Source organism: Camelimonas fluminis, from assembly GCF_014656355.1.
GTDB lineage: Bacteria > Pseudomonadota > Alphaproteobacteria > Rhizobiales > Beijerinckiaceae > Camelimonas > Camelimonas fluminis.
Map to the genome: position 1 here is coordinate 69,664 of NZ_BNCG01000015.1, position 21,002 is coordinate 90,665.

The 21,002-nt window shown below is 64.1% G+C and carries 16 protein-coding genes and 2 pseudogenes; 8 read left to right on the forward strand and 10 right to left on the reverse strand.

Annotation, left to right across the window (positions count from 1 at the left end):
• Window positions 1-125 precede the first annotated feature (125 nt).
• Window positions 126-263 (reverse strand): hypothetical protein, encoded by a 138-nt coding sequence (locus IE243_RS15310; RefSeq protein WP_191320265.1) that lies wholly within the window; start codon window positions 261-263, stop codon window positions 126-128.
• An 88-nt stretch (window positions 264-351) separates the two neighbouring features.
• On the opposite strand from IE243_RS15310, the gene IE243_RS15315 reads away from it, so the two are divergent.
• Window positions 352-972: a hypothetical protein gene (locus tag IE243_RS15315; RefSeq protein ID WP_191320266.1), complete on the forward strand. Its 621-nt coding sequence runs from the start codon at window positions 352-354 to the stop codon at window positions 970-972.
• A gap of 408 nt (window positions 973-1,380) precedes the next feature.
• On the opposite strand, the gene IE243_RS15320 is transcribed toward IE243_RS15315, so the two are convergent.
• Window positions 1,381-2,643 (reverse strand): SulP family inorganic anion transporter, encoded by a 1,263-nt coding sequence (locus IE243_RS15320; RefSeq protein ID WP_191320267.1) that lies wholly within the window; start codon window positions 2,641-2,643, stop codon window positions 1,381-1,383.
• 519 nt (window positions 2,644-3,162) lie between these two features.
• Between IE243_RS15320 and IE243_RS15325 the strand changes: the two genes are divergently transcribed.
• Both IE243_RS15325 and IE243_RS15330 read left to right on the forward strand, forming a co-directional pair.
• Entirely contained in the window at window positions 3,163-3,441 is a 279-nt protein-coding gene (locus IE243_RS15325; protein ID WP_191320268.1) for a metal/formaldehyde-sensitive transcriptional repressor, read from the forward strand.
• Window positions 3,442-3,454: 13 nt separating this feature from the next.
• Window positions 3,455-4,555, forward strand: a pseudogene (locus IE243_RS15330) (nickel/cobalt efflux transporter); the annotation flags it as partial.
• Window positions 4,556-4,725: 170 nt separating this feature from the next.
• Here the strand turns inward: IE243_RS15330 and IE243_RS15335 are convergent.
• Window positions 4,726-5,583 (reverse strand): LysR family transcriptional regulator, encoded by an 858-nt coding sequence (locus tag IE243_RS15335; protein ID WP_191320270.1) that lies wholly within the window; start codon window positions 5,581-5,583, stop codon window positions 4,726-4,728.
• A 162-nt stretch (window positions 5,584-5,745) separates the two neighbouring features.
• Here IE243_RS15335 and IE243_RS15340 point away from each other — a divergent pair, with 162 nt between their 5' ends.
• The 5 genes from IE243_RS15340 to IE243_RS15360 all read left to right on the forward strand — a co-directional run bounded on the left by IE243_RS15340 (window position 5,746) and on the right by IE243_RS15360 (window position 12,018).
• Window positions 5,746-7,659, forward strand: coding sequence for an assimilatory sulfite reductase (NADPH) flavoprotein subunit (locus IE243_RS15340; RefSeq protein WP_191320271.1), 1,914 nt, complete (start codon window positions 5,746-5,748; stop codon window positions 7,657-7,659).
• Between the two features lie 10 nt (window positions 7,660-7,669).
• Complete coding sequence (locus IE243_RS15345; RefSeq protein WP_191320272.1) at window positions 7,670-9,433, forward strand: NADPH-dependent assimilatory sulfite reductase hemoprotein subunit; 1,764 nt, start codon at window positions 7,670-7,672, stop codon at window positions 9,431-9,433.
• Between the two features lie 275 nt (window positions 9,434-9,708).
• Window positions 9,709-10,344 (forward strand): peroxiredoxin, encoded by a 636-nt coding sequence (locus tag IE243_RS15350; protein WP_191320273.1) that lies wholly within the window; start codon window positions 9,709-9,711, stop codon window positions 10,342-10,344.
• A 14-nt stretch (window positions 10,345-10,358) separates the two neighbouring features.
• Window positions 10,359-11,528, forward strand: coding sequence for a cystathionine gamma-synthase (gene metB / locus IE243_RS15355; RefSeq protein ID WP_191320274.1), 1,170 nt, complete (start codon window positions 10,359-10,361; stop codon window positions 11,526-11,528).
• Window positions 11,529-11,562: 34 nt separating this feature from the next.
• On the forward strand, window positions 11,563-12,018 hold the full coding sequence (locus IE243_RS15360) for a PAS domain-containing protein (protein WP_191320275.1): 456 nt from the start codon (window positions 11,563-11,565) through the stop codon (window positions 12,016-12,018).
• A 149-nt stretch (window positions 12,019-12,167) separates the two neighbouring features.
• Here IE243_RS15360 and IE243_RS15365 read toward each other — a convergent pair.
• The 7 genes and pseudogenes from IE243_RS15365 to IE243_RS15395 form a co-directional block, all read right to left on the reverse strand.
• Window positions 12,168-12,861, reverse strand: a pseudogene (locus tag IE243_RS15365) (RNA polymerase sigma factor).
• A gap of 87 nt (window positions 12,862-12,948) precedes the next feature.
• Window positions 12,949-13,668, reverse strand: coding sequence for a carbonic anhydrase (locus IE243_RS15370; protein WP_191320277.1), 720 nt, complete (start codon window positions 13,666-13,668; stop codon window positions 12,949-12,951).
• Window positions 13,669-14,026: 358 nt separating this feature from the next.
• Complete coding sequence (locus IE243_RS15375) at window positions 14,027-15,235, reverse strand: ABC transporter substrate-binding protein (protein ID WP_191320278.1); 1,209 nt, start codon at window positions 15,233-15,235, stop codon at window positions 14,027-14,029.
• Window positions 15,236-15,536: 301 nt separating this feature from the next.
• On the reverse strand, window positions 15,537-16,796 hold the full coding sequence (locus IE243_RS15380; protein WP_191320279.1) for an ABC transporter substrate-binding protein: 1,260 nt from the start codon (window positions 16,794-16,796) through the stop codon (window positions 15,537-15,539).
• Window positions 16,783-18,444 carry an AMP-binding protein gene (locus tag IE243_RS15385; protein WP_191320280.1) on the reverse strand — a complete coding sequence of 554 codons (1,662 nt, stop codon included), beginning with the start codon at window positions 18,442-18,444 and terminating at the stop codon, window positions 16,783-16,785. The genes IE243_RS15380 and IE243_RS15385 overlap by 14 nt, the downstream gene beginning before the upstream one ends.
• A gap of 34 nt (window positions 18,445-18,478) precedes the next feature.
• Window positions 18,479-20,041 carry an acyl-CoA carboxylase subunit beta gene (locus IE243_RS15390; protein ID WP_191320281.1) on the reverse strand — a complete coding sequence of 521 codons (1,563 nt, stop codon included), beginning with the start codon at window positions 20,039-20,041 and terminating at the stop codon, window positions 18,479-18,481.
• Window positions 20,042-20,299: 258 nt separating this feature from the next.
• Complete coding sequence (locus tag IE243_RS15395; RefSeq protein WP_191320282.1) at window positions 20,300-20,980, reverse strand: DUF3617 domain-containing protein; 681 nt, start codon at window positions 20,978-20,980, stop codon at window positions 20,300-20,302.
• Between the last annotated feature and the right edge of the window lie 22 nt (window positions 20,981-21,002).

The window sequence follows — 21,002 nt, forward strand, 5'->3', positions numbered from 1 at the left end:
CACAACAGCAGAGCGGGCGTGGGTTGCGATCGCGGCATGAATTCGCCGGGCGTGCTCCGCTTCCTGTGGCAAGCCCATTATTTCCTCCCGGAAGCAGCCCGCCATATGGGATGATCCCTTAAATTTCAGCGGGTTGCAATTAGCCTTCCGTTGAAATGGGCGAACGCGACGTTGACCGGATGACCATGGCCGCCAGCATCGGAACAGCCAGCGCTCATGGTCATTTTGCTGTCCATCGCCGCAAATCCCATTCCCGCGCTCAAGGCCAATTGTCCTTGGAGATGGAGGCGAGTAGCGTCTGAGGCGACGCAGCGTCTCATTTAGGGAGGCTGGCATACATGGAGGGGTTCCGTGGCCGGAGCAGAGCAGAACGACAATGTGTCCTATCAAGAGCGAGAGGCAGTCGCCGTTTTTGATTCAGAGCAGGCGCTGCGGTCTGCAGTTGACGCCCTGATGCAAATTGGCCTGCGTCAGGACGATCTGAGCCTGCTCGGCGACGTCTCGCTCCTTCACAACCTTGGCAATGTCAAACAGATCGAAGATGCGGGGGATGTAAAGCACGCGGCATACGTCTCGTCCGATGAGCGGACGGAAGGCCTCTCGGCCATCGTTGGCGCTCCCGCTTACGTCATTGGGGCCGGCGCGGCGGCAATTGTCGCCACAGGCGGCGCCGCGCTCATCCCAACCATCGCGGTGACGGCTGGCGGCGCCGCCGTGGGCGGCGCTCTCGGCCTGCTCCTCGCCCGTGCTTTCGGACGAAAGCACGCCGACCGCGTTGGAAGCCAGATCGCGGCTGGCGGATTGCTATTGTGGGTGCATGCGCCCGATCCAGAAAAGGACGCAGCCATTATCGCCGCCCTCTCCCGCAACGGCGGCCGTGACGTCCACATTCATGTTGTTGAGCGGAGCTGGGGGCCGGCGGACGCCCCACTGCATGATTTTAACCCGGACCCATTGCTTGAGAAGTCGTGACGCATTTTCGCACGCACTGACGCTCGTGAAGCCCGCTGACGCCACCGCCGTCAGCGGGCTTCCCCAACAGGAGCGTGTTGCCATCTGGAAATGGCTTGTTAGATCCGGGCAGATGGGCTTGACGCCCTCGTCTGTCTGACGCCCCGGCTCGTTCTCTCTGCAAGCATCACAGGGCCGCGCCAGGTTCGCGCAAACCGGCAAGGAGACTTTTCCGGTCCCGCCGGCCTGCAATGAAATCATGAATGGCGACCGCGCCCCGCCCGCCGCGCCCTTCCCCCTGCCAGTCCCCGGCCAGCCCGCCAGGCGGACTGTCGTCAGCCGCCCGGCGCCCGTGCGTGGATCCCCGTCGGGAAACGCTGACGCGTCCCAGGCAACACAGGTTTTTCTCGTCCGGCCTGGCGGGATCGCTTATCTTTCCGGAGGCTTCCAGTCTGACGGTGGAACAGATCGCCGTTGCAGCCGAATGGCCAGGCCGATTGCGACGCCGACGCCGATTGCGACGGTCAGATCCGCCACCACGGTCAGCACGAGAGTCAGCAGAAGAAGAAACTGGTCCGCGCGTCGCTCGCGCAAATAGCCTGGCCAGCGATGCGGCTCGCTCATGTTCCATGCCGTCAGGATCAGCAGGCCTGCGAGCGCTGGCATGGCCAGATAGCCTGCCAGGGGCGCGGCGACCAACATCACAATCAGGATTGCGCCGGCATGCACGATCCCCGCCACCGGCGTTTTGCCGCCGGCCCGGACGTTGGTGGCGGTCCGGGCGATGGCGCCGGTCGCAGGCAACCCGCCAAACAGCGCCGACCCGAGGTTAGCGGCTCCCTGGGCAATCAACTCGGCGTTGGACCGATGTTGCCCGGCGATCATCCGGTCAGCAACCATCGCTGACAACAGGGATTCAACCCCGGCGAGGAAAGCAATGATGCAGGCTGAGGGCAGCAACTCCATCATCCGCGCCAGGGACAAAGCGGGCATTTCCGGCATTGGCAGGCTGCGCGGCAGGTCGCCAAAACGGGAATGAATTGTGTCAACCGGCAAGGTGAAGAACGCAACGATCGCTGACGTGACGGCGACGGCGACAATCAGGCCAGGCCAGCGCGGAGCCACGCGCCTCAGTCCGACGATCAGGACCATTGTGAGCAACCCGGTGGCCAGCGCCGGAACGTTCAGGCTGCCTCTTGCGCTCCAGAGGGCCTCCAGCTTGGCGAAGAATTCTGCGGGTGGCTGTGCGATGGACAGACCAAAGAGGTCTTTGAGCTGGCTGGCGGCGATGATGGTGGCGATGCCGATGGTGAAGCCATTGATGACCGGCTCGGGCACAAGCTGGATCAATCGTCCGGCGCGCAGAAAGCCCGCGGCGAGCAGAATAACGCCAGCCATGAACGTCGCCATGATCAGACCGTCATAACCGTGATCTGCGATGACCTTGAAAACGACAACAATAAAAGCCCCCGTCGGCCCGCCAATCTGGACCCGGCTGCCGCCCAGCAGGGAGATCAGGAATCCGGCGACGATCGCCGTGACAAGTCCTTTGGCCGGATCGGCCCCGGAGGCGATCGCGATGGCGAGGCTTAGCGGCAGGGCGACCATGGCGACGGTGACGCCCGCGACGAAATCCGCCCAGAACTGTCGCCTGTCATAGGTCTGGAGCGTGGTCAGTATTTTCGGTTTCATGTCCCCCGACGCCCGTCGCGCCAGAGCAGGAGGCCGGTTCGGCATGAAGCCGGTTCCTGCTCATGCATTTCACGTCAACGCGCTTTCGTCGCATGACGCGATGTCCGCGCCACGGAAAAACGCCTGCAAACAATCCTATGGGAAAGGCTCCCGCTCCGCCTCATCTTTAACCGGTCCGCTTGTGCTTTCAGCTCGGGAAACGCGCGCGGAAGCGGACCAGAACATTGGCCGCCGCGAACCTCGACTCCCCCTCAGCACCCAACGCCAAACCGCTGAAGTTCACATCGCGCGGACCCTGTGGGCGGATGCCGGCGAACAGCGCACTTGCGGCGCGCCATGAATTCCTTGCTCACGCAATCAATCAAACGCCCCGCCGTCCGTCCTTTCACGGTCAATGCGCGTTGACATCATCGCCTGGTGAACGCCGCCTCCCTCCTGCTTGCGCCGCCACCCGGTTTGCCAACCTGCCTGGTTCAAATATAGGATACCCCCCTATCTTATATGAACACAGGACATGGCGTGGCGCACACGATCAGGGACAAAGCCAGGCTGCTGGCGCGCGTGCGCCGGCTGAAAGGACAGGCGGAGGCCGTCGAGCGGGCGCTGGAGGAAGAGCGCGGCTGCGCCGATGTGCTGATGCTGGTCGCCTCGATGCGCGGCGCCATCAATGGCCTGACCGTTGAATTGATGGAGGACCATATCCGCCATCACATCGTAAATCCGGACAATGAACAGGACGCGGCTCGCGCCAGCGGGGCAAAAGAGCTGATCGAAGTCCTTCGGACCTATCTCAAATAAGAAAGCCGGTCCCGTGACTTCCTTCACCGATCTCCTCGCGCAGGGCGCGGCCCATGCTTGGCTTTTCATCCCGACCGCCATTCTCCTTGGCGCATTACACGGTCTTGAGCCGGGGCATTCCAAGACGATGATGGCAGCCTTCATCATCGCCATTCGGGGCACCGTCACGCAGGCGGTGCTGCTTGGTCTTGCGGCGACGCTGTCACACACGGCGGTGATCTGGATGATCGCACTTGGTGGACAGTATTTCGGTCGGCAATGGGGTGGCGAGGCCAGTGAACCGTATTTCCAGTTCGCGTCGGCGATCATCATCACCGGCATCGCAATCTGGATGGCATGGCGGACGTGGCGGGAGCAAAACGCCGACAACCATCACCACCACCATGATGAGATCCGGCATGTCGCAACGCGCGCCGGGTCGCTGACGCTGGAAGTTTTCGAAGACGGCGCGCCGCCGCGCTGGCGCATCCGCGCCGGGCAGGACCAATTGCCGGCGGCGGGCAGCCTCGGTATTGAAACGGTGCGCGAGGATGGCGCGCGCCAGTCGTTTGCTTTCGTCACGAAGGGCGATTTCCTCGAAAGCGTGGACGAGATCCCCGAACCGCACGCCTTCACGGCGCGATTGCGGATTGATGGCGCGGCTGGTCCGGAAATCCATGACATCGTGTTCGAGGAGCATGATCACAGCCACATGAACCCCGGCGACGGGGACGATGCTCACGCTCGCGCGCACGCGGCGGATATCCGGCGTCGGTTCAGCGGAGGGCCGGTCACCACTGGACAGATCATTCTTTTCGGCCTGACGGGCGGCCTGATTCCATGTCCGGCCGCGATCACGGTCCTGTTGCTCTGCATCCAGCTCAAGCAACTCAGCCTCGGTTTCGTGCTGGTTGTCTGCTTCAGCATCGGACTCGCGCTAACGATGGTGTCGGCGGGTGTTCTTGCGGCGCTTGGCGTCAGGCACGTCTCAAGCCGCTGGTCGGGATTTGGCGCCTTTGCAAGGCGCATGCCCTATGCGTCCGCGCTCGTGATCGTGCTTGTCGGTCTCTACACCGGCTGGCTCGGCTGGCAGGGGATCCAGCACACGGGCCGGCGGCAGGCAGCGGCGACAGTCATCATCGGCGCAAACTTCCTGCAGCAGGCTGGCGGCCCCTGTATGAATGGCCGGGATGATATTCGCGGGCAATCATGCCAGAGCTGCGCGCGGGCGGTTCCCGCAGGAACACGCGCAACTGCTTTGAACCTGGCTGATCGCGGATGCGTCAGCATCCTTGCAAGCTGGCGTCAGAGCATCGGCGCGGCGCCCGTGCTGGCCGCTTGCCGTAGCGCCTGTAGCGCCAGTCGCAGCACGTCATTGTCGGAGCGGGCTGGATAAATGGCGAAGGCCGAGTGCGAGAATTCCGGCGCGTTGCTGACGCGGCGCAGCCGTCCTTCGTCGATAAATGGTTGGGCGGCGCCCAGCCGGAAATAACCGCAACCGCCGGCTGTCAACAGATAGGTCAGCGCCAGCGGCCCGAGGGAGATGGATACCGGCGGCGCGCCAAATTCCGGAAAGGCGGCCTGAAAATTGGCGGCGAAAGCCGCTCCCCAGTCCACCTGCACATACTCGTCGGGCATGAAGGCGCCGCCAGGATCAGTGGTGACCAGCACCAGCTTCTCCTCCTGCAGCAGTTCCGACACCAGATTTGGCCACGCCGGCGGATGATAGAGCACCGCCAGATCGAGCGCGCCGTCCTGGACGCGGACGAGCAGGTTTGTCGGGTTGTCGACGTCGGCCCGCAGGGCGATGTCGGGATGTTGCCGGTGCATCAGCACCAGCCAGTCGGCCAGCAGCGGTCGCCACAGACTTAACTCGCCGCCGATGATGACGCCCTCCCGGCGGCCTGGAGGCAGGGCGACCTGCTGCCGCGCCCGCTCCCACGCCTGCACCATGACGCGGGCATGCCGCACCAGCCGCTCGCCCGCTGGCGTCAGCCGGGCCCCCGCCTTGTTGCGAACGAACAACCGTCGCCCCAGCAAGGCTTCGAGCGTGCGGATGCGGGCGCTAACGGCCGTCTGGGTGATGTGCAGGCTGTCGGCTGCGGCAATGAAGCTGCCGCTACGGGCAATCTCAAGGAATGTGCGGGCTTGCTGAACGTCCATGACGTTCACATTAAAATCTTTGCATTTAAACGCAATCAAATGAATTTGTGACGCGCAATTCAAAATGCCAATCTGACGGTGGAATTGAAATAAATAGCAATTTCAAACGTAAATAGCGGGCGACCCTGAAACGGACCGCCGCTCGCGGGGCGCCAGGAAGCCATGGGCATATCGGAATTTCGCAAACCGGCCGCATCTCCCAGCGGGGTTGATGTCGCCGCGCGTGAAGGGACCACCTCACCTCAACAGGACGGAGCCGCATTCGGCGCCAGTCTGGTCGCCTTCGGTTCGGGCCTTTCGGCCGGGCAATGGGACCAGCTCCGGCAGCTGGCGCAATCGCTGGACGACAGACAACTGCTCTGGGCCAGCGGCTTTCTCGCCGGCGTCGGGCACCAGCGCAGCGCCTCCGGCCTCCAGCCGGCAAGCCCCCCGGTCGCCGCCGCGACGGCCCCGGCGCGTGGCCTCACCGTGCTTTACGGCAGCGAGACCGGCAACAGCGCCGCGCTGGCCGCCGATCTGGCGGGCAAATTCGCCGCCAGCGGCCGCGAGGCCCAGGTCGCCGACATGGCGGCCTACAAAACGCGTGGGTTGAAGGACGAACAGGACCTGCTGTTCATCGTCTCCACCCACGGCGAGGGCGATCCTCCGGCCTCGGCCGCCGGCTTCTTCGAATTCGTCGAAGGACGTCGCGCGCCCCGTCTCGCGGACGTTCGTTATGCGGTTCTGGCGCTGGGCGATTCCTCTTATGAGTTCTTTTGCGGCGCCGGCCGGCGACTGGACTCGCGACTGGAGGAGCTGGGCGCCGCGCGGCTGCGCGAACGCGTGGACTGCGACATCGACTATGATGAACCGGCGGCGGCCTGGATGGCGGAAATTGTCGCCCGCTTTGCCCCAGCGGACGAAGGCCAGGCTGTCGGCTCCACTTCGCGCCCTGAGCCCGCCGGCGTCCCTGTCAGCGCCTTCGACAAGCGCAACCCGTTTCGCGCGGCGGTGATCGACAACATCGTCCTGACTGGTCGTGGCTCCAGCAAGGAGATCCGCCATCTGGAGCTGTCGCTTGATGGGTCCGGGCTGGTCTACGAACCTGGCGACGCGCTCGGTCTGACGCCGCGCAACGACCCGGATCTGATCACCGCTGTTCTGCAGGCCATTGACCTGTCGCCCGACGCCGAGGTGCAATTGCGCGGCGGCGCCATCCCCTTGGGCGAGGCCTTGCGCGACCGGCTGGAAATCACCACGGCGACGCCACGCTTTCTTGAGCACTGGACCGCGCTGTCCCAGGCGGACGACCTCGCGCGGCTGGCGCGCCCGGACGCCTCGGACGCCCGCGGCGCGTTGCTGCGCGGCAATCATGTGCTTGATCTGCTGCGCGCCTATCCGGTCCGTGGCGTCGACGCCCAGGCGTTTGTCGCCGGCCTGCGGCCATTGCAGCCGCGGCTGTATTCGATCGCATCCAGTCTGGCCTTTGCTCCCGATGAAGCCCATCTGGCCATCCGCACGGTCCGCTATCAACTCAACGGCGTTGATCGCGCCGGCGTGGCCTCCGGTCATGTGGCCGAACGCTGCCCCGACGGCGCCGCGCTGGGGGTTTATGTCCAGCCAAACCCGCATTTCCGTCTGCCAGGCGATGACGTCCCCATCATCATGATCGGCGCCGGCACGGGCGTAGCCCCCTACCGGGCGTTCATGCAGGAGCGTGAGGCGCGCGGCGCGGGCGGGCCGTCATGGCTGTTCTTCGGCGATCGCAACTTCGACAGCGACTTCCTTTACCAGACCGAATGGCAGGGGTACCTGCGCGACGGCGTCCTGTCGCGGATGAACGTCGCCTTCTCCCGCGATGGCGCGACAAAAACCTATGTCCAGCATCGTCTGGCGGAGCACGGCCGGGATGTTTTCGACTGGCTGGAGAATGGCGCGCATCTTTATGTCTGCGGCGACGCCAGCCGCCTTGCCCCCGACGTGCAGGCGACCCTGCTCGGTATTGTGCAGCAGCATGGCGGCAAGGGCGTCGCCGCGGCGCATGACTACCTCGCCGCCCTGCAGGCCAGCCACCGTTACCAGATCGATGTCTACTGAAAGCACAGTCATGACCGACGCCGTCATCGACCGGAGCCGCGATATTTCCCAGCCGCTGGATCGGCTCGGCCCCGACGAAACCATGAAAGCCAATAGCCGGCAGCTCCGTGGCTCCATCGCCGCCGGACTGGAGGCGGAGCTGACCGCCGCAGTTCCAGGCGACGACATCAAGCTGATGAAGTTTCACGGGCTTTACCAGCAGGACAACCGCGACATCCGGGATGAGCGCCGGCGCCGCAAGATGGAGCCCGCCTACCGTTTCATGGCGAGGGTGCGCCTGCCTGGCGGCGTGCTGACGCCGGCGCAATGGTTGAAACTGGACGAACTGGCGCGACGTCACGCCGGTGAATCCCTGCGCCTGACGACGCGACAAACATTCCAGTTGCACCATGTGCGCAAGCAGGCCCTGCGCCCGGTGATCCAGGGCCTGCGCGACGTGCTGCTCGATACACGCGCGGCCTGTGGCGACGACACCCGCGGCGTCATGGCCTCGATCAATCCGGAGCTGTCCGTCCTGCACGCCGAAGTGCTCGCCCTGGCGGTGAAGGCGAGCAATCACGCCGCGCCCAAAACCGGGGCCTATGACGAAATCTGGTATGGCGCGGAGCACAGGACGCCAGACGGCAAGGCGTCGGGCACTGGAGGGAAACCGGAAGCAGGCCCGGAGGAGCCGCTGTACGGAGCCACCTATCTGCCGCGCAAGTTCAAGATCGGCTTCGTCATTCCCCCCATCAACGACATCGATGTCTACGCCCAGGATCTGGGCTTCATCGCCATCACGGACGGCGGCGAGCTGAAGGGCTTCAACGTCGCCATCGGCGGCGGCATGGGCCGGACCGACAATACGCCAGCCACCTATCCCCGTCTCGCCAGCGTCATCGGCTTTATCCCGAAAGACCAGGTCATCGCCGTCTGCGACGCGGTGATCGCGGTGCAGCGCGACTATGGCGATCGCGTCGACCGCAGCCGGGCCCGCTTCAAATACACCATTGACGACAAGGGTCTGGACGTCATCCGCGCGCTGGTCGAGGCGCGGCTGGGCTATGCTTTCGAGCCCGCGCGGCCCTACGCCTTCACGTCCAATGGCGATGCGCTGGGCTGGCGGCAGGGCGAGGACGGGCGCTGGCATTTCACCCTGCGCGTGCAGAACGGCCGCATCAGCAATTTCAGCGATCTGGCCCTGCTCGACGCCCTGCGCGCCGTGGCGCGGCGCCACACCGGCCGTTTTCGGGTCACACCGAACCAGAACCTCGTGATCGCCGACATTGAAGCCGCCGACCGCCCGGCCATGACGGCGCTGCTGCGGGAACGTGGTCTTGACGCCCTGAACGCCGGCAGCGGCCTGCGCCGGAATTCCATGGCCTGCGTCGCCTTTCCAACCTGCGGCCTCGCCATGGCCGAGAGCGAGCGCTACCTGCCCGCGCTGGTCGACAAGATCGACGCCATCCTCGGTCGCCATGGCCTCGAAAACGAACCGGTCACCATCCGCATGACCGGCTGCCCCAACGGCTGCGCCCGACCCTACATCGCCGAGATCGGCCTCACCGGACGGGCGCCCGGCAAATACAATCTCTATCTGGGCGGCGGCTTCCATGGCCAGCGCCTCAACAAAATGGCGCTCGAGAACGTCGGCGAACAAGCGATCCTTGACTATCTCGACGGCGCGCTCGGCCGCTACGCCGGCGAGCGCGTCCCCGGCGAACATTTCGGCGATTTCGCCATCCGCATCGGCCTGGTTCCGGAGGTGCGGGAAGGCCGGCGTTTCAATGACTGAGGCGCTTCCCGGCGGGCGCGGCGCTCCGTCGGAAAGCGCCGGGAGGCTGCGCGCGGGAACCGGGCAGGTGGGCGCCGCGCGCAAATCGCCCGCCAAAACTCGCTCATCTCAGGTGGATGACCGGAGCAAATCCGACGATGCCGCAAGGGAAACTGGAGGCGCGGCGAGGCTGGATGTCCTGAGGACCAGGAAGACCACTGAATCGGGAAGATAAGGCAAATCCTGTTTCACCTGGCGTGAACGGATTTGCGCCCAACAAGACAAGGAGCACAACCATGTCGCTGCAGCTTGGACAGACGGCGCCGGACTTCGAACAGCAGAGCACCGAGGGGCCGATCCGTTTCCACGAATGGCTTGGATCGTCCTGGGGCGTACTGTTCAGTCATCCGAAAAACTTCACGCCGGTGTGCACGACCGAGCTTGGCGAAGTGGCGCGCCTCAAACCTGAATGGGACCGGCGCGGCGTCAAGGTGATCGGCCTGTCGGTCGATCCGCTGGACGCGCATGAACGCTGGGGCGAGGACATCGCCGAGACCCAGAACCACGCGCTGAACTTTCCGCTGCTTGCCGATGACGACGGCAAGGTCGCCAATCTTTACGGCATGATCCATCCGGAGGCGGACCCCACGGTGACGGTGCGCGCCGTCTATGTAATCGACAACAAACGCAAAATCCGCCTGGTCCTGACCTATCCACCAAGCGCCGGGCGTAATTTTTCTGAAATCCTGCGGGTAATCGACAGCCTGCAGCTCACCGACAACGAAAAGGTGTCCACGCCGGTCAACTGGACGCCGGGCGAGCCGGTCATCATTTCCCCTGCCCTGTCCACCGAACAGGCGCGGGAGCGTTTCCCCCAGGGCTGGACCGAGTTGCGCCCCTACCTCAGACTTGTCCAGCTCGCCGACGCCTGAGCGGGAGACTTTCCATGGACGGGAAACCAGATCATCCCCGCACCGTGGCGGCGGCCAACGGAGTCGCCGACGGCGACCGCTTTGGCGCGGTGGCGCCGCCGCTGTATCTCACCAGCACCTTTGCTTTCCTGGCCTATGGGACGACCACCGGCTACGACTATTCACGCACCGCCAACCCCACGCGCGACCTTCTGGCCGACACCCTGGCCAGGCTGGAGGGCGGCGCGGGCGCCGTCGTCACCTGCTCGGGCATGGCGGCGATTGATCTGGTGCTGGCGCGCCTGCCGCAGGACGCCTTCGTCGTGGCGCCGCACGATTGCTACGCCGGAACCCGCCGCCTGTTGCTGGCGCGCAGCGCGCGGGGTAGTTTTGAAACGGCGTTCATTGATCAGGGCGACGCCGGCGCCATAAGCCGCGCACTGGAGCGCGCGCCCTCGCTGGTGCTGGTCGAAACGCCCAGCAATCCGCTGATGCGCATTGTCGATATCCAGGCGATCGCCGCGCAGGCCAGATCAGCCGGCGCGCGGGTGGCGGTCGACAACACCTTCCTGTCGCCGGCCCTGCAGCAGCCAATCCGGCTTGGCGCCGACTACGTCATTCACTCGACAACGAAATATCTCAACGGTCATTCCGACGTGGTGGGCGGGGCGGTGATCGCCGCCGACGCCGCCGAGGCGGAGGCGCTGGCGCACTGGGCCAATGTCACCGGCGTCATTGGCGCGCCGTTTGACGCTTACATGACCCTGCGCGGGGTGCGCAGCCTGTTTCCCCGGGTGGCGCAACAGCAGGCCAACGCCATGGCCGTCGCCCGCTTCCTGCGCGCTCAGCCACAGGTGGCGGCGGTGTATTATCCCGGTCTGCCCGAGCATCCCGGCCACGACCTGGCCGCACGCCAGCAGCAGGGCTTTGGCGCCATGCTGAGCTTCGAGCTGCGCGGCGGGACCTCCGTCGTACGGCGCTTTGTCGAAGCCACGCGGATATTCACCCTGGCCGAGTCACTGGGCGGCGTCGAAAGCCTGATCGCCCACCCCGTCACCATGACCCACGCCAGCATGGACGCCGATGCGCTGCGGCGCGCCGGCATTGGCGAAGGGCTGCTACGCCTGTCGGTGGGCCTGGAGGCGGAAGGAGATCTGATCGCCGATCTCACCAGAGCCCTGGCGGCCAGCGGCCAGACAGGCTGACCAAACGCTATCTGGCCAAAGGGGGAAAAGAACCATGACGACAAAGCCACCGCCGGACTTCACCGACGCCATTGCCCGGGCGCTGCTCGACACCGTGTCCGACGCCATCCTCGCCACCGATCGCGACGGAACCATCCGCTTCTGGAACCCTGGCGCCGCGCGGATTTTCGGCTTCACCCGCGAACAGGCGCTGGGATGCTCGCTCGACATCATCATTCCGGCGAACCTGCGGAACCGCCACTGGGATGGCTGGAATCACGCCCTGACGCAGGGGCAGTCGCGCTATGGAGCCGGCGACCTGCTGTCCGTTCCCGCCATGACCGCCGACGGCCACCGCATCTCGGTGGAGTTCACCATTGTGTTCATGCGCGCGTCGGGCGGCGAAATCACCGGGGTGATCAGCATTCTGCGCGACGTCAGCGCCCGTTTCGCCGAACTGCGCGCCTTGCGCAGTCGACTTGCGGCGCAGGCTTCGCCTGCTTCAGCCTGACAGGAATGCGGATTGCGGATTCATTGCCGCCAGAGTGACGCGCCAGATCTCAAGCTGGAGGCAGATTTTGACGTGCATAATCAGAACCACAGGCGACCCGGACCCCAAAAACATTGGATGCCCCCGACCCAAAAAGGGTTTCCAAATAATCAGACATGAAGACCAGGACGTTGCGCGACCGCAGCGGTTAGCCTTTCACAGCGCTTGCCCGCAAACGGGAATGCATCGGGAAGAACCGGGCCGATTTTCGCCTCAAGCGCCTGACGCGCAAGACTGCGGGCGCTGTGCAGGCGAGTCTTGACAATCCCGGGCGGGACGCCAGGCAACTCCGCCGTTTCGCTGACGCTCAGGCCTTCGATCACCCTGGCGATGAAGACCGTCCGGTAGACGACCGGAAGATTGTCTGTCGCCTGCTCAACAAGCCGCAGAATTTGTCGCTGCGCCATCGCGCGCTCCGGATCGACCTGATCAGCATTGCGCGGAAACTCTATGATTTCGGCGTCGGCGTTATGCTCGCCAGTTTGCAGGCGCTCCATGGCAACCCGCTTCTTGCGCAAACGGCCGAGCGCCTCATTGATGACGATGCGGGACAGCCAGGTGGCAAGCGATGATTGTCCGCGAAAACCATCGAGATGCGCGAAGGCATCGACATAGGCTTCCTGAACGATGTCCTCAGCCTCACTGTCATTTGGGATGATACTACGGGCGATGCGGTAAAGCCTCTGGTTATAGCCCTGCATGATCAGGGCGGAATGCCTGAACGCCATGCGCGGTCGCCCGGTGGACGAGTTCGTCGTCCCCGGGCGCGCCCGTGCTGCCAACAGCCTTTCTGTCTTGCGCCATAACCATCGCTCCATAACTCTGGATTGGATGGCTCAGGACGGGAAAGGTTCCAGAAAATTTGCAGAAAACTGGCGTAGCGGAGCGGGGCTACGCCAGGGACACCTTGCCGGTCGCCAGATCATAGACGCCGCCAACCACACGCAATTGCTGTTTGGCGATGAGATCGGCCAGAATGGGGCTGGCCTTCTGCAGGCGCGCCACATTGTAGGCGACGTTGGCAACGGTTGCCCGCGCGATCAGGTCAGCGCCGCCTGCCTTGACGACAGGTTCAATGCCCGGCTTCATTGCGGTCGCCAGCCCGGCGATATGTCCTGGCAGCTGATTGCCGGCCTGTATCGCGTCAACTGTGGCGGTCACCGCGCCACATCCGGTGTGGCCCAACACCATGATCAGTCTGGTCCCAAGCACGGCCGCGCCGAATTCCAGACTGCCCAGCCCATCATCTGTCAAGAAATTGCCGGCAACCCGGACGACAAAGAGATCGCCCGGTTTCTGGTCAAACGCCAGCTCCGGCGCAACGCGTGAATCGGCGCAGCCCAAAATCGCAGCAAATGGCTTTTGCCCCTGGGAGGTGGCCGCCCGCCTCGCGGTCAGGTCCCGTTCACGCGGTTTGTCAGCGACATAACGCGCATTGCCTTCCAACAACATCGCCAGAGCTGCATCGGGCGTGTCGGCGGCGCGCGCAGGCTGCGCCCTGGCCTGCCCGCCGGCAAAAGCGCCGCCGAGCAAGGCCGCCCCCGCCATCACGGCCCCGCCCCTCAGCAATCCGCGCCGACCGATCGATGTACTGACACAAGATTCACACATATGCCTGACCCCACGATTGCCGCCGGTGAACGCACGCCGTCTGCCCCGGGCGGACTTGCGAACTCTAGGCCAGGCTGACGCCTCTAACAATATTCTAACGACCAGTGCTGGCCAAATGAGTATTATCTTGAAATCACTTTGGGTTGAATAACATAAACTCCGCCAGTCCAGACATTTCTTCCAACTTCACCCCCAAGGTTGCGCCTTCCGATCCCCGCCGCCGCGCCAGGCGCGGGGCGGCGGCGCCGCGTTCGCAACAAGCCCCGGCCAGCGGGACCCTGGAGCGCTTTCCGATCAGAATTCGCTTAGAACAAAGAGAACTGGAACAGTTTGCGATCCAGATTGATCGAAAACTGCTCTAATGGGTGGAGATCGGCTCGCCGATCTCGCGCCAGGTGGCGCCGTCAAATTCCTGAAGCTGCAGCTTGTTGTAAATATTATAGCTGTCAGGGGTGATGGTGATGCTGATGCCGGGCAGCAGCATCGGCGGGCGGTAGTCGCGCACCTGCTTGGCCGTGGCCATCAAGCGTTCCTGGGTGACGTTCTTGCCGGTTTTTTCGATGATGTGGCGCACAAGATCGCCGATCATATAGCCAGCAGCGTTGCTACCGTTGGCTTTGTCGCCACGGGGATAGTATTTGTCCATCCAGGCGAGCCAGGCGACGACATCGGGGTCGTTCTTCCAGCGTGGATCCGTCGGATCCTTCCGCACGGTGGCGGTGATGACGCCCTTGGCGTTCGCCAGCCCTGCGTTCATGAAGGTGGGGCTGACGGACGCGCCAATGTAGCTCATGTAGATCTTGGGTTTCCAACCCATGGCCGCCATCTTCTGCAAAGCCTGGCTCGCCTGCTTGGAATAGACGCCCATCACCAGGGTGTCGGCTCCGCTGGATTTGAGCGCCAGGATCTTGGAATCCACCGTGGGATCGGTCAGTTCGTAGCTTTCCTTCGCCACGATCATGCTGTCGGCCTTGTCGCCCAGGCCGGCCTGAACGCCCTTGAGGTAGTCCTTCCCGAAGTCGTCGTTCTGATAAAATACGCCAACTTTGGCGTCTGGATTATTCTTCAGGATGACCTTCGCATAGATGCGGGCTTCACTGTCATAGGTCGGCAGGCCAGGCATGCTGAGGGGCGCGTTTTTCGGCTCCTGAAAGACGTGCGACCCGGACATGACGAACAGTTGCGGGATTTTTTTGGAATGCAGATATTTCTGCACGGCGATGCCGCCTGAGGTGCCGCTCTGGCCGAACAGCGCGAAGATGTCGTCCTGCTCCACCAGCTTGCGGGTCTGCTCCACGGTCTTGGGCGGGCTGAGCGCGTCATCGCGAAGCAACAGCCGGATTTTGCGACCGTTGATGCCACCTTCATCGTTCACCTTGGCAAAATAACCCTCAAAAGCATAGCCGAGGACGCCATAGGCGGACGCCGGGCCGCTCAACGGCTGCAGGGTTCCCAATCTGATTTCAGTGTCCGATACGCCTGGAACACTGGCGGCGATGGCCATGCTTCCGGACAAGGCCACGGAGATGCAAATGGCGCCCGCACAGAATCTACGCGTAAATTTCATCGTGTTTCCTCACCTTGCCGGCTGTTATTTTACGGTATGCGCCGACTTTGATGAGGTTAGACAAATGCCCGCCTGACCGTCAAACAGGATAAAAGCACAAATGGCGCTCTGCGCGTGCAACCGCATGGTGGATGTGGCCCTGACAGGAAGCATCGCGTGCTGCCTGTTCCGATACTTGCGCTTGCCGTCGGGCAGATTGGTCCTGGAAATATTCAGGTCAGATATGTCAAAGCAGGCGTCCTCGCGACGCCTGCTTTGAAGCACCACTGTCCTGCAGAGGCTGAGGTGAACCCCGTCTGTTTCAGGGCGCACGCTCGCGGAAGATGCCCATGGCCCTCGGGTCTTTGGCTGACGTGATCGAAGCCATCGCCAGATCGCCCACCCCGATGCCCCTGTGATTGTCTGGCGTGAAGTTCACCGTGCCCAGCATGGCGGGGTAATTGCTCACCCTGTCCATGCCGGCCTTGATGTTCGCCGTCTCGAAGCTTTTTTCCTGTTCAATCACCTGCTTCAGCAGATGCAGGAAATCGTAATACGGCGCGCCGGCGGCGTTGACCTCCGCTCCCTTTGCGTCCGGGTGCGCCATGATCTTGCGCGCATAGGCTTTCTGGCGCTCACCTGGCTCCTGGGGGCCGGACCAGCTCAGGTTCTTGTACCACGTGCCGTAGACGTTCTTCACTGCCTCGGCCGGGACAAGATCAAGCAGGCTTTCAAGAAACAGCGCCGTATGGCCGGTCATCGGCGGATACCATTTCATGCTGTGCAGCGCGTGAAACGCCATGGCCGAGTTGGGCAAGGTCGACATCCACATCAGCACCGCTTCGGCGCCCGACTTGCGCAGCGCCTGCATGTAGCTGCCCAGGTCCGGCGCCGTGATCGGAAATACCTGAATATCGGTGGGCGTCAGGCCCCGCTTCTTCAGCTGGGCGACAGACGCCGGCGTAATGCTCTCGCCATATGCCGTGCTTTCCTGAAGAATGCCGATTTTCTTGACGCCCAACCTGTCGGCGAGATAGGCGACGCAGGCCTCCGCCTGCATGTCGGAATTGAGAATGAACTGGTAATGGTAGGGATATTTCTTGCCGTCGCCCATATCCGACAACAGCGCGTAGGTGGTCTGAACCATCTTGCGCGCGGTCGTGGTCGCCGCCGATGACAAGGCCTGCGATGAGCCAGTCGGGCCCGCGACGACATTGATGCGGGCGGAGCTGTATTTGAGAACGACGCCCGGCTCTTTTGACGGCAGGGCCTCATCATCCTGCTCGTCACGGACGATCTGCCGCCCCAGAATGCCGCCTGCGGCGTTGATTTCGTCAATCGCGATCAACCCGCCCGCGTATAGCGGGGCGAAGCTGGAGACCAGACGGCCGGTCGTCGGGCGGACCCAGCCAATCCGGAAGGGGTCGGCGGCCAGCGCCCGGGAGGGAAGCGCCAGGCCGCCCAAGCCCGCCGCGGCGCCCAGCATGCCGGCGGCCCGCAACAGGCCGCGTCTTGAAATGTCACCGTCCCTGCGGACAAGCCCCGGAAGCAGCGCCGGGTCATGATCATCATGTTGGCCCATGTGGTTCCCCTTTGATTTCCGCCGGCGTTACCCAGACGCCGATCTTTTCCCGCCGGATGCGGATGCCCGCAGCTTCCCGGTCCCACGTGTCGCTGGTGATCCCTTCAGCGCGCAGCAGATGTTTCTGGACTTTTTGCGTCGGCGTCCGCGGCAGATCCGGCAGGATCCGCACAAACCGCGGGATCATGAAATGGGCGAGACGCGGGCCGAGAAAGGTCAGCAGTTCGGCTGGATCGAGCCTGGCGCCCGCGGCCACCGAAACCGCGACCAGCACCTCGTCTTCTGCGAACTCCGACGGCACGGCGACCACCGCCGCCTCCTTCACCGCCGGATGGGCGCAAATCTCCGTTTCGACTTCATAGGACGAGATGTTCTCACCGCGCCGGCGGATGGTGTCCTTGAGGCGGTCCACGAAGAAATAATCGCCAGCGGCGTCCTTCCGGAAAGCGTCGCCAGTATGGAACCAGCCGTTACGCCAGGCGGCCGCCGTGGCCTCAGGGTTCTTGTAATAACCGTGGTTCATGGCCCACGGCCTGTCCGTCCGCAGGATCAGTTCGCCGACCTCATCCACCCCGACCTCGCAGTCATTGCCGTCGACGATGCGAACCTCAACGCCAGGCCGCGGCTGGCCACAGCTGGACAGCGCCGCCGGATTGCGGTCCGAGACGAGGGGGCATGACGTTTCGGTCATGTTGAAGGTGGTGTAGACCTCGACGCCGAAGCGCTCGGAAAACGCCTTCGCATCTTCACACAACGGCACCATGGTGACGGTGCGGAGTGGATGCTGGCGATCCCGCGGCGACGGCGGCAGCTTGACGATAAAGGTCGCCATCACGCCGAGCAGGGTCACCGACGTGACGTCATGGCGGCGGATCTCGTTCCAGAACTCCGCGGTATTGAAGCTGTCGACGATAACCACGGAGGCGCCCCGCAGCAGCGAGCGATAGACGGCGCCCGTGCCGCCAGCGTGAAACAGCGGCAGATTGCACATGCCCCGGTCGTCAGGACCGAAATACGGCCAGGGTTCGCCGGCCATCGAAGCCAGATGCAGATAGCTTGACAAAACGCCCTTGGAAGGCCCGGTCGTGCCGGAGGTATAGATGATGGACTGGGTGTCCCACGGGGCGATGGGCCGTTGCAGCGCGGGCAATTCCGGCGCGCCTTCGGTGAGGACGCTGGCGGGCAGCAGTTCCAGACCCGTATCGGGATCCACGCGGACATCGCCGACAATGATGGCGGCGCAAAGCTGGCCCCTGTCGATATCGGCGAGGCGCGACGCCAGATCGACATGGCAAACGATCAGGCGCGCATCGGAATTGGCGATCACATGCGCCAGCAGATTGCCGCGATAGGCCAGGTTGATCGGCACATAGACCGCGCCCAGATAGTTCAGCCCGAACCACACGCGCACGGCGTCCGGGCCGTTGGGCAGCCAGGAGACAACATGATCGCCCTGGTCAACGCCAGCGTCGCGCAGGCCGTTGGCGGCGCGGATCGCCTGACGGCGCGTTTCGGCCCAGGTCCATTCGGCGCCGTCAGCGAAACGCACGCAAATCTTTTCCGGTTGCGATGCGGCGAATTTTTCAAGCAGATCGCGGAGAACACATGCGTCTGCCGGCAGGATGCGAGGATCAGCGGTTGTGGTCATCGACGCCTCCCGGCGCTTCGTCTGGCGGGCCTGTTCAAATGGGAGCAATGCTGCGGTATTTCGGCGGCAGGGGATTGGCGCGACGCGCCGGCGCCTGGGCGAGCAGCGTGATCAGTTCAGCGCGTGTCCGGCGGGGATCAATGACGGCGTCCACGCCAAACCCGCCAGCAGCTTCCAGCACATTGATGTCCGCGCGCATGGCGTCGATCAGCTCCTGACGACGGCGCTGCGGCTCCGGGTGGCTCTCATAGTCCTTGCGATAGGCGACATCGACCGAGCCCTCCACCGACATGGCGCAGATCTCCGCCGTCGGCCAGGCGAGGCTGGCGTCGGAATCGAAGCTGCGCCCGCCGCACATGGCGAAATAACCAAGACCATAGCCCTTGCGCAGCACCACGGAGATGCGCGGAACGGTGGCGTGCCCGAGTTCATGGATCATCTTGGCGCTGTGGCGCCCCAGAACCGTGCGCTCCGCCGCCGGCCCAATCGAGAATCCGGGCACGTCAACCAGATAGACGAGCGGCAGGCCGAATGCGTCGCAGACAGCGATGAAATGCGCAGCCTTGTCGCAGGCATCCGACGTCAGCATGCCGCCAAGCCGTTTTGGCTGATTGGCGATAAATCCCACCGGCCGGCCATCCAGTCGGGCAAAACTTGTGACGATGTTGCCGGCGAAGGTTGGCTTGATCTCAAACACACTGCCGGCGTCCGCGACAATGTCGATCACCTTGCGCACGTCATAGGCCCGGCGCGTGTTGGCGGGAACGATATCCAGCAGCGCCTCCCCCAGCCGGTCCGCCGGATCTGTGGCGGCGACGAGCGGCGCCGGCTCGCGGGCGTTGCCCGGCAGAAACGACAGGAAGCGGCGGACGGCGTCGAGCGCCTCGATCTCCGAGCCCACGCCAAGGTCCGCGAGGCCATGCCGGTCCACCTGGACCTCGGCGCCGCCCAGTTCCTGAACCGTCACGTCCTCGCCGGTGCCCGCCTTGACCAGGGCTGGCCCAGCAAGGCCCATCGTCGACTGGCCGCGCACCATCACAACGAAATCAGCCATGCCGGCATAATTGGTTGGGCCGGCAAAGCCGGCGCCAAGCATGGCGGCGACCATCGGAACCCAGCCCGACATCCGGGCCAGCTCGTGGAAGAACGGCCCCGCCTTGGCAAAGTGACGGGAGTTCTGGCCGCCCTGGATGCGATGACCACCACCATCCAGCAGCATCACCAGGGGCAGGCCGCGAACGCTGGCCATATGTGCGAGGCGGCTGGTCTTGGCGCTGCCGAGCTCTCCGATCGAGCCGCCAAAAACGCTGAAGTCCTGGGACAGCACGGCGCACCAGCGCCCGTCGATCTTCGCGGTCCCGGCAATGACGCCATCGGCAGGCGCATCCCTGTCCGGCCCGCCGCGGGGGCGAACCAGCGCGCCCAGTTCCTGAAAGGAGCCAGGTTCGCACAGATACGCAATGCGCTCCCGGGCGGTAAGCGCGGCGCGTTGCCGATGCCGGGCCAACTGCTCCGTCCGCGCTGGGTCATCTATGGCGCGATGGGCGTCATTGACGATCGCCAGCAAGGCGCTCGCGTCCGCTGAGGCAGCCTCCACAGGGCGTCTCCCTTCCCGATATATTTATGTGGTCAGCAGCAGTTAGCGCTGCCCTTGCGCGAAACGTAGCAGAGGGCCGGGGGACGGGTCATCAAAAACTTGCTAATCAGCAAGTAAGTGATGCAGTCATGGTCACGCCAGGCGCCTGACCAGCGTCAGGCGCGCCGCGCCCGGGGACGATCGACGCCATCGCCAGCCCCGCCTTCACCGTCGTTGGCCGGTTTCAGGAAGATACGGGGCCCGGCCACGAGGTCCCGCCTACCGGGGAGCCGAACGCGCGCCGTACGCGATGCGGGCTTTGCGACCGGCAAGTTCGCGCTCAATCGTTGAACGTTGCCTGGCCTTCAGCGTTTCCTGATCGCCAAGCGTCCAGTGCATGAGCAGCAACGCGCCAGGCTTCATGTCAGGGGGACAGGTCCCGGTTCGCTTCATGGTCGTGACGACCTGACCGGCCGATTGCGCGCCATGATCGTGGAGGACGGAGACCCGCGAACGCGTTTCCTCCGGGCTGACGAATGTCGTGATCCGTCGAACCTGGATCCCGGCGGTCCCGGGCGGCTGCGCGATGCAGCGCAGCGTTGCGGACAGGGTGTCGCCAGACAATTCATGGGCCGGCTCCCCGCAGATTGCGGACATCCTGGCGAGACTGGCCTGGACGTCCCGGAGTTGCAGCTCATGGAATGCGCGATCGGTTCGCCGACCGAGGCAGACGCTCCAGATTTTCCGCGTATCGGCTGCGACCTTCCCACCGGCGATCTCGCCTTTCTGTTCGACGACCCACAACCCCGCGCGACGCGCTGGCGTATCGGGCGGCAGATCGAAAGCAACCGACGCCTGAGAGGCGAACAGCGCGCAGGCCGCGACCATGGCGAACATGAGCCGATGGGCGCGCGGCAGGTCCCGCTTCGCCGCCACGCCCGGTTTGCAAGCATTGGCCACGGCGATGCTCCTCCCACAGACC

Coding starts and splice junctions, on each gene's coding strand:
- IE243_RS15380 (WP_191320279.1), bottom strand. CDS start 16,796: ATGGGCCAACATGATGATCATGACCCGGCGCTGCTTCCGGGGCTTGTC.
- IE243_RS15375 (WP_191320278.1), bottom strand. CDS start 15,235: ATGAAATTTACGCGTAGATTCTGTGCGGGCGCCATTTGCATCTCCGTG.
- IE243_RS15350 (WP_191320273.1), top strand. CDS start 9,709: ATGTCGCTGCAGCTTGGACAGACGGCGCCGGACTTCGAACAGCAGAGC.
- IE243_RS15370 (WP_191320277.1), bottom strand. CDS start 13,668: ATGTGTGAATCTTGTGTCAGTACATCGATCGGTCGGCGCGGATTGCTG.
- IE243_RS15345 (WP_191320272.1), top strand. CDS start 7,670: ATGACCGACGCCGTCATCGACCGGAGCCGCGATATTTCCCAGCCGCTG.
- IE243_RS15320 (WP_191320267.1), bottom strand. CDS start 2,643: ATGAAACCGAAAATACTGACCACGCTCCAGACCTATGACAGGCGACAG.
- IE243_RS15335 (WP_191320270.1), bottom strand. CDS start 5,583: ATGGACGTTCAGCAAGCCCGCACATTCCTTGAGATTGCCCGTAGCGGC.
- IE243_RS15385 (WP_191320280.1), bottom strand. CDS start 18,444: ATGACCACAACCGCTGATCCTCGCATCCTGCCGGCAGACGCATGTGTT.
- metB (WP_191320274.1), top strand. CDS start 10,359: ATGGACGGGAAACCAGATCATCCCCGCACCGTGGCGGCGGCCAACGGA.
- IE243_RS15360 (WP_191320275.1), top strand. CDS start 11,563: ATGACGACAAAGCCACCGCCGGACTTCACCGACGCCATTGCCCGGGCG.
- IE243_RS15340 (WP_191320271.1), top strand. CDS start 5,746: ATGGGCATATCGGAATTTCGCAAACCGGCCGCATCTCCCAGCGGGGTT.